We start from the raw sequence: 14,343 nt of genomic DNA on the forward strand, positions 1-14,343 counted from the left end.
CTTTGCTTAACTATAATTCCATTAAAAGATAAATTTCATGGTGCTTAATCAAAAAATAATGTCTTTGTCAAAGATAAAAACGTAGTGCTACATGGATTTCCTCATGACGCTTTTCAAAGCATGTGCTAAAGGGAGCGTAATTTAACAAAATGCAAATAGAGATTAAATAGAACTTCTATGCAAAAAGCAATATCCATAACCGCCTACAAATCTACCAGCCTTTCTGGTAAAATTAAAATACCAGGAGATAAATCAATCTCCCATCGGTCTCTTATATTGGGAGGGTTAGCCAGTGGTGAAACACATATTCACGGACTTCTTGAAAGCGATGACGTTCTCAATACAGCAGCTGCTATACAAGCCTTAGGTGCTTGTATTATTAGAAAAAACGGTCTCTGGGTTATTCGTGGAACAGGAAATGGTTGCCTTTTAGCAGCACAAAGCCCTTTGGATTTCGGTAATTCTGGAACGGGCGCACGCCTCGTTATGGGAATGGTTGGTCCTTATCATATGAAAACAACCTTTGTCGGTGATACCTCTCTCTCCAAACGCCCTATGGGGCGTATTCTCGATCCACTGCGTTTAATGGGCGTTGAAATTGAAGCAACACATGACGACCGTCTTCCTTTAACGCTTTATGGACCGAAAACAGCTAGCCCGATTCGCTATCGTTTACCAATGGCTTCCGCCCAAGTTAAATCAGCAATCCTCCTTGCTGGACTCAATACCGCAGGCACTACAACTGTTATTGAGCCCATTCTCACACGAGATCATACAGAAAAAATGTTAAAAGCGTTTGGTGCTGAACTTGAGATAGAAACAGATGCTGAAGGTACGCGCTTTATTCATCTTAATGGCCAACCACACCTTACTGGACAAACTCTTGATATCCCAGGCGACCCCTCTTCTGCAGCTTTTCCGCTTATTGCCGCGCTTCTTGTAGAAGACTCCGATATCACCATTGAAAATGTTCTTATCAACAATTCTCGAATGGGGCTTGTCAAAACATTATGGGAAATGGGAGCTCAAATTGAGCTTTTGAACCAACGCCAAACAGGTGGAGAGGATGTTGCCGATCTGCGCGTTCGATCATCAATGCTAAAAGGCGTAACGGTGCCTAAAGAACGCGCTCCATCAATGATTGATGAATATCCTGCTTTGGCGGTAGCAGCAGCTTTTGCTGAAGGCAAAACAGTTATGCTAGGAATTGAAGAATTGCGCGTTAAAGAATCAGATCGACTGTCTGCACTTGCTCAAGGGCTAAAAATAAATCACGTAGAGTGCGAAGAAGGAAAGGATTTTCTCATTGTTCATGGAAAAAACTCCGCAAAAGGACTAGGTGGTGGATACGTCAACACACATCTTGATCACAGAATTGCTATGTGTTTTCTTGTCTTTGGATTGGCATCAGAAAAACCCGTTACTATTGACGATAAACAGATGATCGCTACCAGCTTTCCAGAATTTATCCCTTTCATAAAACGGCTTGGGGGAAAAATCGCTTGAAACCTTTTATTATTGCAATTGATGGACCAGCAGCCTCAGGAAAAGGAACATTAGCAAGAAAAATTGCTACACATTATCGTCTTCGTCATCTCGATACTGGTCTTACTTATCGCGGTGTTGCCCAAGCACTTCTAAAACAAAAATTAGCTCTTGATGATGAAAAAAGTGCTCTTGCTTGTGCTAAAGAGCTTGATTTTAATACTTTAAATCTAGCCCTTCTCTCTTCTCATGAACTTGGTGAAGCCGCTTCAAAAATAGCACTCATCCCTACTGTACGCGAAATTCTTGTTGCCAAACAGCGTAACTTTGCTAAAATTTCACCTGGCAGTGTGCTTGATGGACGTGATATCGGCACTGTCGTCTGCCCCGATGCAGATATTAAGCTTTATGTTCTAGCCAATGTTCAAACACGTGCAAAACGTCGCTATCAGGAGATTTTAAAAATAGGAGCCAAAGCAGATTATCATGAAATCCTAGCTCAACTTGAACAACGCGACAAGCGCGATATAACCCGTAAACACAGCCCGCTTAAACCAGCAAAAAACGCCCACTTGCTTGATACGTCAGAATTGGGTATAGAAGCAACATTTGCAATTGCACGCGCTTTTATTGATCCGATCATAAAAACGCGTATAATTGGATAATGTCGTCAAGGTAATTTCCGGCCAAGCGCTAATCTTTCTTCCTGTTATTGAGGAAAAAGGCAGGGAGTTACCGTGTATTAACACTAACCTAGCGCTTATACCTTTTGTAATTAAGGTATGTATCAGGAGTTCTTATGTCACAATACAATCCCACAACAGCGGATTTCGAAGCTCTTTTAATGGAATCCTTTCAAACTAATGATCTTAATGAAGGATCCGTTGTTAAAGGCCGTGTCATTGCAATCGAGAAAGATATGGCCATTATTGATGCTGGACTTAAAGTCGAAGGACGTATTCCACTCAAAGAATTTGGAGCTAAAGGAAAAGACGGTTCCTTGCAAATTGGTGATGAAGTTGAAGTTTATATTGAGCGCATTGAAAATGCGATGGGTGAAGCTATTCTATCGCGTGAAAAAGCACGGCGTGAAGAAAGCTGGATTCGTTTGGAAGAAAAATTTAATGCCGGCGCACGTGTCGATGGAGTTATCTTTAGCCAAGTAAAAGGAGGATTTACAGTCGATCTCGATGGTGCTGTTGCTTTCTTGCCCCGCAGCCAAGTTGATATTCGCCCCATTCGTGATGTTTCACCTCTCATGCATAATTCACAATCCTTTGAAATTTTAAAAATGGATCGTCGTCGTGGTAATATTGTTGTCTCACGTCGTACCGTTTTAGAGGAAAGCCGAGCCGAGCAACGTTCAGAAATTGTTCAAAATCTTGAAGAAAACCAAATTGTTGAAGGTGTTGTTAAAAATATTACCGATTATGGTGCCTTCGTTGATCTTGGTGGGATTGATGGTCTCTTACACGTCACCGATATGGCATGGCGGCGTGTTAACCATCCCTCTGAAGTTCTCACAATTGGTCAAACGATTAAAGTCCAAATCATTCGCATCAATCAAGATACACACCGTATTTCTCTTGGCATGAAACAGCTTGAAAGTGATCCTTGGGAAAGCATCAGCGCTCGATATCCTGTTGGTAAGAAAATTACCGGTGCTGTTACGAACATTACTGATTATGGTGGTTTTGTTGAAATCGAGCCAGGAATCGAAGGATTAATCCATGTCTCCGAAATGAGTTGGACAAAGAAAAATATCCATCCAGGTAAACTTCTCTCCACATCACAAGAAGTGGAAGTGGTTGTTCTTGAAATTGATCCATCTAAACGTCGTATTTCTCTTGGCTTGAAGCAAACATTTGAAAATCCATGGGTCGCTTTTGCTAATAAATTCCCTGTCAATTCACAAATCGAAGGAGAGGTCAAAAATAAAACAGAATTTGGTCTCTTCATTGGTCTTGAAGGCGATGTTGACGGTATGGTTCATCTCTCTGATCTTGATTGGAATCGTCCTGGTGAACAAGTCATTGATACGTACAATAAAGGCGATATCGTTAAAGCTGTGGTCCTTGATGTTGACGTTGAAAAAGAACGTATTTCTCTTGGAATTAAACAACTTTCCAGCGATAAAGTTGGAGAAGCAGCTGCTGCTGGCGAACTTCGTAAAGGTGCTGTAGTGACATGTGAAGTTACTGCAGTTAATGATAATGGCATTGATGTGAAATTGATTGACCACAATCTTGAAACAACCATTCGTCGTGCTGATTTGGCTCGTGATCGTGATGAACAGCGCCCTGAACGTTTCGCAATTGGTCAGAGATTTGATGCCCGCATTACTGCATTCGATAAAAAAACACGTAAGCTTTCAGTTTCTATCAAAGCTTTAGAAATTGCAGAAGAAAAGGAAGCTGTTGCTCAATATGGATCAACAGATTCAGGTGCTTCTCTTGGCGATATTCTTGGTGCAGCTTTGAAAAAACAAGAACAAGATTAATTATTAGAACATTTAACAGTTGTTAAAATTAAGGTCGCCTGTTTTTGGCGACCTTTTTTTTCAAAGAAATTGTCTGTTTGTTTCTTAAACTGTAGAGTCAAAAATGGCAAATACTCTCAAAGAAAAGCAAAAAGTTCATTTTTTCCTTTGAACTGCTCATTATTAAGATAAAGTGTTCACAGCCTATTAAACATAAAGAAACCGCGTAATTAAATAACAAAGAATATTATGGCACACACAATATCTTTCATGAAGTGTTTTTTTTCTCAACAAACTGAACACCTCTATCTTACTGAAACCAGCTTTCCTATTCGCTCAACTTATAAGCAGCAGAATGAACTCTATAAATTAGGCTATGATATAGCTTCGAAAAGAGAAATCCCACTTCCTGAATATAAAGGAGAAAATAATTTTCACAAAAGGTTGAGGGAAAATGCCAAACTTATTCTCCACGCCTTTCATATCAGCGATGTTGCCGCTCACAATGATGAAACTATTGCACCATCTGCTCAATGGCTCATTGATAATTATTATACCATTGACAAAAATATACAACAACTACGCCGTGACTTATCAAAGTCCTTCATCAAACAACTTCCTCTTTATAAACAAAAAGCAGGCATACCACGCATTTTTGCTTTAGCTTGGCTTTATATTGCTCACACAGATAGCGAATTTTCACAAGAAACACTCACAGCTACAATCAATGGATTCCAAAAAGTTTGCGCCCTTGAAATTGGTGAGCTATGGGCGCTCCCTTCTGTCATGCAAATGCTATTGATTGAAAATGTTCGTCGTCTTTCATTACGTATTGAACAAACACGGTATATGCGTCATCTCGCTCATAAAGTAGCTGATAAAATTTCTCTCGCAGACAATGAAACAAAATTACACACCCTTTTTACACTATATAAACCATTCACTGCCGACTCAACCTTTTCAGCGCATTTATTCTATCGTCTACGTGGTGCATCTATCGATTCAACAACAGCTCTCACTTGGCTTGAAAAGCAATTACAGAGCAAAAACAGTAGCTTAGAAATTGCAACAGCCGATGAACATACTAGACAAGCTTCAGATGGTGTAACCATGGGCAATATTATTCGTTCCCTTAAAGCCATTGATGATACTGATTGGACAATATGGTTTGAAACAGTGAGTTCTGTAGACTTTATTTTGCATGAAAACAGTGATTTTTCCAAAATTGATTCTCACTCACGCAATATCTATCGGCAAGTGATTGAAAAGATTGCGCGCCTTTCACCTCTCAATGAGCTGGAAGTTGCACGAAAAGCTGTAGAGATGACATCCTCTTCCTCTAAAGAGTCCTCTCATCATAATAATCCCTCTGTTGGCTGGTATCTCGTTGATGAGGGACGGCATATTCTTGAAAAGGCTTGTGGATACACTCCACCCCTTTTCATAAAATGGATCCAAGCCCTTTGTTGTTCAAAAATAAGAATTATTGCAATTCCTGTTTCTCTTTTAACCTTTGCTCTTTTACTTGCTGTCTACGCTTTCTTAGAGGTATCTGGAACAACACCAAGGATAGCCTTTCTCTTTACCGCATTGGCGCTTTTTCCTGCTATGGATGCAGCTTTTGCTTTCTTTAACACTGTTGTTTCATGGTTTATGCCATCAAAACAGCTCATTGGTTATGAATATAAAGAAGGTATTCCCAAAAATGCACGTACAATGGTTGTCGTTCCTACTCTCATCACATCACGCGATTATATTGATGAACAAGTGCGCAATCTTGAAATACACTACCTTTCCAATCCCAAAGGCGCCATTCATTTTGCCCTCATTACGGATTGGGATGACTCTCCCTTTGAACAAACACAAGATGATCTTGATCTATTGCATTATGCGCAAAGGAGTATTGATAAACTCAATCATCGTTATCATCGTTATGACATTCCCCTCTTTTTCCTTTTACACCGTCGGCGCCTTTATAATGCTAGCGAAAAATGCTGGATGGGATGGGAACGCAAACGTGGTAAACTTTATGAACTTAATCTGCTATTAAGAGGCGATAAAAACACAAGCTTTTATCCCCCCAATCCACACCTTCCCATGGATTGTCGTTTTGTGATGACTCTAGATTCAGATACACGTCTTACCCCTGAAAGTGTTACAAAACTCGTTGGAAAACTTAACTATCCGCTCAACCATCCCATTTTTGATCCACACAATGGAAAAGTTGTAAAAGGTTATAGCATTTTGCAACCGCGTATTACACCTTCTCTTACAACAGGAAAAGTAACATCAATTCTGCAACGGTTTTTTTCTACCAATCGCGGCATTGATCCGTATGTTTTTGCTGTTTCTGACACTTATCAAGACCTTTTGGGAGAAGGAACTTTCATAGGAAAAGGTCTTTATAATATTGATGCATTTCAACAAGCACTTAAGGGTAAAATTAAAGAAAATACTGTTCTTAGTCATGATCTCTTGGAAGGAGGATATGCACGCACTGCATTAGTAAGTAATGTAGAAGTGATTGAAGATTATCCAACAGCTTATAATGTTGATGTTGCGCGTCATCACCGTTGGATTCGTGGTGATTGGCAACTCTTGCCTTATCTCTTTTCCCCCCATAAAATTAACTCCATTACGCGTTGGAAAATGCAAGATAATCTGCGCCGTTCTCTCACACCACTTATGTGGTTGATCGCAGCAATCACAGGGTGGTCTCTTTTACCGTTAAAAATAGCAATCATTTGGCAAACATTCTTGCTGTTTAGCCTCTTTGTCTCACCAATTTTAGGCGTATTAAAAACTTTTGTTCCCTCCAATATTGATCATTCTTTACGTGGATATCTTCGATTGATTTTGAACAAAAGTATCTTTACGCTAACAAATATATTTCTTAAAACCACGTTTATTGCTCATTCTGCTTATTTTATGACTGATGCAATTGTTCGCACACTCTATCGCATGGGGATTTCAAAACAGCACCTCCTTGAATGGAAAACCTCCACCTCAACAAAAACAATGCCTAATAGTTTGGGTTTCTATATCCTTACAATGTGGCCAGCATCGCTCATTGGTATTCTTGCCGTAGCACTGCCTTTCTCTTTTCATAGTCTTACAAGCTTTCTTGCTTTGCCCTTTGGACTCGCATGGTTTTTTTCACCCTTAATTGCGTGGATTGTCAGCCAACCCTCAACATTTGAAACTACTCTTCATATATCTTCAGGGGATAACAAAATACTGCGATGCATTGCACGACGGACATGGCTCTATTATGCAACCTTTGTTAATGCGCAAAACAATTATTTACCACCCGATAATTTTCAAGAAGATCCAGAACCTCTTGTTGCCCAGCGGACATCCCCTACAAATATTGGAGTTTATCTGCTTTCTATTATCGCTGCTCGTGATTTTGGTTGGATTAGTTTTGCAGAGGCTATTACACGCGTTGAATGTACATTACGCTCTCTTGAAAAAATGGAAAAGTTCCGTGGTCATCTCTACAATTGGTATGAAACGGATACACTCAAACCTCTCTTACCAACTTATATATCAACGGTTGATTCAGGAAATCTTGCTGGCCATTTGGTGACGCTCTCTTCAGCCTTAAGTGAATGGGCAGAAAAACCTCATGTTTTTTTTCAAAGTGATCGAGCAGGCTTATGTGATGTTAATGCTATTCTTGAAGAAACTGTCAAAGAGATTCCAGATAATCAATATATTCCACATCCCCTACGTCAACAAATCGAACAACATATCACCAATTTTTATCACTCCATCAGTGTTTTCATCAAAAAACCAGATACAACCACTTTTTACACCACTAACCTTTCTCTCGCAGCCTGTGATATTTTATACTTAATAGAAGAGCTCAATCAAAAAATCCAAACAATAGAATCCGCTCGTGCACTTTCTTGGGCCAAATGTCTTGTAGAAACCTGTGAAGCCCATCATCATGATGCTACTAGCGATTACGACAGTGAAAAACTACGTAAAAAATTAAACACTTTAGCTGTAAAGGCACGACAAATAGCCTTTGATATGAAATTTGACTTTTTAGAACAACCTAAAAGGCATCTTTTGTCCATTGGATATCGTGTTCAAGAAAACAAACTTGATGAAAGCTGTTATGATCTACTGGCTTCGGAAGCCCGCCTCGCAAGTCTTTTTGCCATTGCGAAAGGCGATATAAAAATTAAACATTGGTTCCATCTTGGCCGACTCCTCGTCCCCATTGGTTGGAAGGGCGCGCTCTTATCATGGTCTGGTTCCATGTTTGAATATCTCATGCCGTCCCTCGTTACGTGCGAACCTTTAGGGTCTCTTTTAGATCAAACTAATAGGCTTATTATTCGTCATCAAATACAATACGCCCATAAACGGAGATTACCTTGGGGTATTTCAGAAGCGGCATTTAACGCTCGCGATCACTTAATGAATTACCAATACGCCAATTTTGGTGCACCAAACCTCGGACTCCAACGTGGTCTCTCACGCAATGCTGTTATTGCTCCCTATGCCTGTCTTCTAGCAGCACAATACGTGCCTACTCAAGCTGTAACTAATTTAAAACGGCTGCGTGATCTTGGTGCTTTAGGTACATATGGTTATTATGACTCTGTTGACTTCACCCCTTCACGCCTGCCAACAGGAAAAAAATACGCTGTTGTGCGTAATTATTATGCGCACCATCACGGCATGTCTATTCTTGCCATTAACAATGTTATTTTTCAAGGGCGGATGCGCGATCGTTTTCACCGTGATCCAATCATTGAAACTGTACAATTATTATTACAGGAAAGAGCTCCACATCAAATTCCCATCATTCATACCAAAGTTATGAATCAAATGCGCAATAACCCTCGAGAATTTGATGATGCCCCTTTGCGCATTATTACTAACCCGCTTCTTAAACCACGTGCAACTTTGCTCTTATCCAATGGTTTTTACTCTGTAATGTTAACCGCTAATGGCTCTGGTTATAGCCGTTGGCATAATTATGCGATTACACGCTTTCTTCCTGATACGACAGAAGATCAACAAGGTACTTTATTCTTTCTCCGTGATACGCATAGTGGACGCTGGTGGTCTGTTACCGGTGAACCTACACGCGTTGTCGAAGAAGAAGCGATCTGCATTTTTACAGATGAAAAAGCTGAATATACGAAAATGGTTGATGGCATTAAATCAACACTTGAATGTCTCATTACATCTGAAGGATGCGGTGAAGGTCGACGTATTCAACTTATAAATATAACAAACAAAGAGCGCCTCATTGAAGTGACCTCTTATGGCGAACTAGCACTTGCAACAATGGATACAGATTGCGCTCATCCTGTTTTTTCTCGGATGTTTATAGAAACAGAAATTACTGAGGAAAGAAGAACGATTTTTGCCAAAAGGCGTAAACGTTCACCTAATGACCCTGAGATTCATATTGCCCATTTTGTTACAGATACAACAGATACTCTCCAAGAGGTAGAAGCTGAAACTGATCGCTCCCTGTTTATTGGACGAGGTCGATCTATTCATCGACCTGCGGCATTTGATCAAAATTCTCGTTTTAACAATAGTCAAGGTTGTGTTCTTGATCCGATCATCTCTCTCCGGTGCCGTATAAAAATCCCAGCACATGAAAAAGCAGAACTTATTTTTTGGACTTTTGCTGCCAATACAAAAGAAACACTGCAAAATCATATTAATCATTATCGACAACCTAATATATTCCAGCAAGAATTTTCAATGGCGTGGACACGTTCGCAGGTCTCGCTATATCAGAGTGGCATCAACCTTAAAGAAGCTATTACGTATCAAAAATATGCAACACCGCTTATTTATCCCGACCGAAAATGGAGTCTTTCTCCAAAAATATTAGCAAAAGCTCTCGGTAAACAATCTGATCTTTGGCCCATGTCTCTTTCAGGAGACTACCCTATCTGTCTTCTTAGATTAGATAATAAGGGAGACATAACTGTTTTATGCGAACTGCTTAAAGCACATGAATATTGGCGCATGCGCGGCCTCATTGTTGATCTAGTCATTCTCAATGAACAAGCATGTTCTTATATACAAGATACGCAACGTGCTATTGAATGGGTATGCGAATCTTATCGCCACCACACTCATGACACGAATGAACGCCAACATATTTTTACGCTTCAACGTGATCAAATAAATGACCAAAGCCTTAAGACACTTCTTGCATCAGCACGCATCATTCTTGATGCCCAAAATGGCTCTTTGTTTGAACAGCTCAAACGACTTGATGAGAGTGATTTTGATCTCGCAATCAATAGTCATCAAGAATCTCATTATCAATTAAACTACAAAAAGTGCAACGAGGGAAGACAAGTTACGACACAAACGAAACAAAGCCTTTTTGCTTCCATTGGTCTTATCAGTCATCAAAAAGATTCTATTCTCCCTGTTGATGGACAAGGCCTACAATATTGGAATGGTTATGGCGGGTTTAACCAGCATAACTATTATGTGATACGTCTTCATGGACACACCACCACACCACATCCATGGATTAACGTCATTGCTAACCATAATTTTGGTTTCCATGTTTCTGCTGAAGGTGCACTTTTTACTTGGGCAAACAATAGCCGCGATTATCAATTAACCCCTTGGAGTAATGATCCCATTTCTAACCGTCCAGGGGAAGCACTTTACCTAGTAGATCGCTTATCTTTAAAACGTTTCTCGCCTGTTTCTGCCGTTGAATGTAATGAAAATGTTATCTATGAAGCTTGCCATGGTTTTGGATTCTCAACCTTTAAATCCACTCATTCAGAGATCACATTAGAACTTACCCATACACTCGATCGAGAAAAATCGGTTCGCCTTTCACGTCTCATCCTTAAAAATGACGGAAAAACACCGCGATACTTACGTCTTTACAATTATGTTGAATGGGTGTTAGGAAACATTCGTACAAAATATGCACCTTTTATACTTGCCTCTTATGATACCAAACGTGGTGCACATTTTATTAAAAATCCCTATCATATCGAAAAATCTCAACACGTAGCATTTTTATCCGCATCCGAAATACCATCTAGCACCACCACCAATCGCACTGAGTTTATCGGGACAACAGGAACAGTTACACATCCTCACGCAATCCGTAAAGCCGGCGCCCTTTCAAATACGGTTGAAACAGGATGTGATCCTTGTTCAGCATTAGCCTATGATATTGATCTTCTCCCAGGACAAAAAAAAGAAATCGTTTTCTATCTTGGTAGTGCTGAAAATATACAAGAGGCTGAAAAATTACTAGACCAAGTACGTGCAAGTGATTTTGAAATTCTGCTCACACAACAAAAACAACAATGGAGTCATTTCGTTTCCCCCCTCCAAGTAAAAACACCTGATCCCTCTTTTGATATTATGGTCAATCATTGGCTCCCTTATCAAGTCTATGCTTGCCGCATGATGGCGCGCGCAGCTTTTTATCAAGCGAGTGGTGCATTTGGCTTTCGCGATCAATTGCAAGACAGCTTGTCTTTGTTATTGCTAGAACCGAAACTGGCGCGTGAGCAATTGTTAAACGCTGTAGCACATCAATTTCCGGAAGGTGATGTACAGCATTGGTGGCTCCCTCATACCAATGCTGGTGTTCGCACATACATTTCTGATGATATCGTCTGGCTTGCTTATGGAACAGCTCTTTATGTCAACACGACTGGCGACTACGCATTTCTCAATACTCCAATAGCTTTCATTGAAGGAGCTGCTGTCAACGATGGACAACACGATGCTTATTTTCAACCCACACAATCTTCAAAAATTGCTACGATTTATGAACATTGTGCTTTAGCTTTAGACCTTGCCATAAAGCGCTGTGGACAACACGAACTTCCACTTATTCTCGGCGGTGATTGGAATGATGGCATGAATTTGGTAGGTATTGAAGGAAAAGGCGAAAGCACTTGGTTAGGGTGGTTTCTTGGAACCGCGCTAAAAGCATTCATCCCCCTTGCTCAAAGCCGTGGCGATAACAGCCATATGCAAGCATGGAGTGCATACCTTAAACGTTTGACGAATGCTCTAGAAGACCACAGTTGGGATGGTGCTTGGTATCGACGAGGGTATTTTGATGATGGAACCCCTCTCGGTTCTAAAATAAATGATGAATGCCAAATTGATACTATTGCTCAAACTTGGGCTGTCATTTCTCAAATGGCATCTCTTGAGCGTCAAAAACAAGCAATGGCATCCATGCTTGAACATCTGTGTGATGAAGACGGCGGACTTATACGTCTATTCTGGCCACCTTTTGATAAAAGTATTCTCGAACCTGGTTATATTAAAGGCTATCCTCCTGGAATACGAGAAAATGGTGGTCAATACACGCACGGTGCTATTTGGAGCATTTTAGCGCTTGCTGAAATGGGTGAAAGGGACAAAGCCTATAGTTTGTTTTCTATGATCAATCCCATTACCCATGGGCAAAATCCTGAAACTTATCGTGTTGAACCTTATGTTATGTCCGCAGATATTTACGCTACCCAACCACGTCGTGGACAAGGTGGTTGGACATGGTATACAGGTTCAGCAGGCTGGTTCTACCGCGCGGCAACCCAAAACATTCTTGGAATTAATCGTCAAGCTAATCAATTATTTTTACGTCCAAATTTGCCTTCCTTATGGCCAGAATACGAAGCAAAAATGAAGTTTCATGATGCTGTTTATACCATTAAAGTGAAATGGGGATCTGAAAATACACTCAGTATTAATGGTAAAAAATATGCCAAGGTTCACGCAGGAATAAAGTTAAAAAAAACGGGAAAATATGAAATCATACGTATTGTTAAATCTTAAAAACAGAAAAATGAAACGGATTTTTTATTCTTGCCCAAAACCATAGAGTTGTTATCGTCCCTGTATTCCCTATATTGATCGTGTTGGTGTACAGTAATTTTAGATTCCACAAGACTGAAAGAAAAAGGGTTATGAATCATCCAGATATTGCGAGACGTGTTTATAATCATACTTGGAAACTTGATCCTATTATTCGTTCACTTTTGGATACGGATTTTTATAAACTTCTTATGGTACAAATGATTTGGGGGCTTTATCCAAATGTTAATGTTACTTTCTCCCTCATAAACCGTACCAAAACAATACGTCTCGCCGATGATATTGATGAGGCTGAATTGCGTGCTCAACTTGATCACGCCCTCAGTTTGCGCTTTACAAAAAAAGAAATGATCTGGCTTGCTGGTAATACATTTTATGGACGCAAACAAATTTTCGAACCAGATTTTCTTCATTGGCTCGAGAACTTTCAACTGCCAGAATATGAACTCACCCGCAAAGATGGGCAATATATCCTCCATTTTCATGGTTCGTGGTCCCATAGCTCGATGTGGGAAATCCCCGCCCTTGCTATTATCAGTGAATTACGTTCACGTGCTGCTATGAAAAAACTAGATCGTTTTGCTCTTGATGTGCTTTATGCACGTGCTAAAGCAAAAATGTGGAGTAAAGTTGAGCGGCTTAAAAAATTGCCTAATATTAAAATATCTGATTTTGGTACAAGGCGTCGTCATTCTTTTTTATGGCAACGCTGGTGCGTTGAAGCATTAAAAGAAGGTATTGGCGATTCTTTTACTGGGACTTCCAACGTTCTTCTGGCCATGGATACAGATTTAGAAGCTCTTGGAACCAATGCACATGAATTGCCCATGGTCATTGCTGCTCTTGCTAATAACGATAACGAATTGTGCAAAGCACCTTATAAAGTTCTGCAAGATTGGAACCGTTATTATGGTGGAAATCTTCTCATTGTTTTGCCTGATACCTTTGGTACAGAAGCATTTTTATGCAATGCACCAGATTGGGTGGCTGATTGGACAGGTTTCAGACCTGATAGTGCTCCACCCATTGAAGGTGGCGAACGCATTATCCAATGGTGGAAAGAAAAAGGAAAAGATCCACGCGAAAAATTATTGATTTTTTCTGATGCCCTTGATGTCAATACTATTGAAAAAACTTATCATCATTTCCACGGGAGAGTGCGTATGAGTTTCGGATGGGGAACAGATCTTACCAATGATTTTGCAGGTTGTGCACCCCAAGAAATTGCAACCTTTGATGCTCTTTCCCTTGTTTGTAAAGCCACTCATGCCAATGGTCGACCAGCTGTAAAACTCTCGGATAATCCTGAAAAAACCATCGGTAGTCCGCAAGAAATAGAACGTTATCTCAATTTTTTTGGTAATCAAAAACCACCTATAAAAACTTAACCATAAGCTTATTTGTATAAAATTAAATACAAACGACTATAAAATCAATTACTGATGGATACTAGCCAGCTGATGCAGACTCTCTCAGCATTAACAAAACAGTGTAGTTTTCCTCTATCAATGTAATTT

Annotated in this window: 5 protein-coding genes; all 5 read left to right on the forward strand. The window is 40.0% G+C overall.

The genetic code is table 11. The features are described from left to right. Positions 1-177: 177 nt before the first annotated feature. Positions 178-1,506, forward strand: a complete 1,329-nt coding sequence (aroA, locus tag LBE40_RS06905; RefSeq protein WP_004858272.1) for a 3-phosphoshikimate 1-carboxyvinyltransferase — start codon at positions 178-180, stop codon at positions 1,504-1,506. Further along, positions 1,503-2,150: a (d)CMP kinase gene (gene cmk, locus LBE40_RS06910; RefSeq protein WP_004858269.1), complete on the forward strand. Its 648-nt coding sequence runs from the start codon at positions 1,503-1,505 to the stop codon at positions 2,148-2,150. Before aroA ends, cmk begins: the two co-directional genes overlap by 4 nt. Before the next feature lie 134 nt (positions 2,151-2,284). Further along, on the forward strand, positions 2,285-3,985 hold the full coding sequence (rpsA, locus tag LBE40_RS06915) for a 30S ribosomal protein S1 (protein WP_004858266.1): 1,701 nt from the start codon (positions 2,285-2,287) through the stop codon (positions 3,983-3,985). 228 nt (positions 3,986-4,213) lie between these two features. Then, positions 4,214-12,787, forward strand: coding sequence for a glycoside hydrolase family 94 protein (locus LBE40_RS06920; RefSeq protein WP_004858264.1), 8,574 nt, complete (start codon positions 4,214-4,216; stop codon positions 12,785-12,787). A 131-nt stretch (positions 12,788-12,918) separates the two neighbouring features. Next, a complete protein-coding gene (gene pncB / locus LBE40_RS06925; RefSeq protein ID WP_004858261.1) occupies positions 12,919-14,214 on the forward strand; it encodes a nicotinate phosphoribosyltransferase in 1,296 nt (431 codons plus the stop codon). The last annotated feature ends 129 nt before the right edge of the window (positions 14,215-14,343 follow it).

The sequence above is a fragment of the Bartonella taylorii genome, from assembly GCF_023920105.1.
In the GTDB taxonomy this organism is placed as follows: domain Bacteria; phylum Pseudomonadota; class Alphaproteobacteria; order Rhizobiales; family Rhizobiaceae; genus Bartonella; species Bartonella taylorii.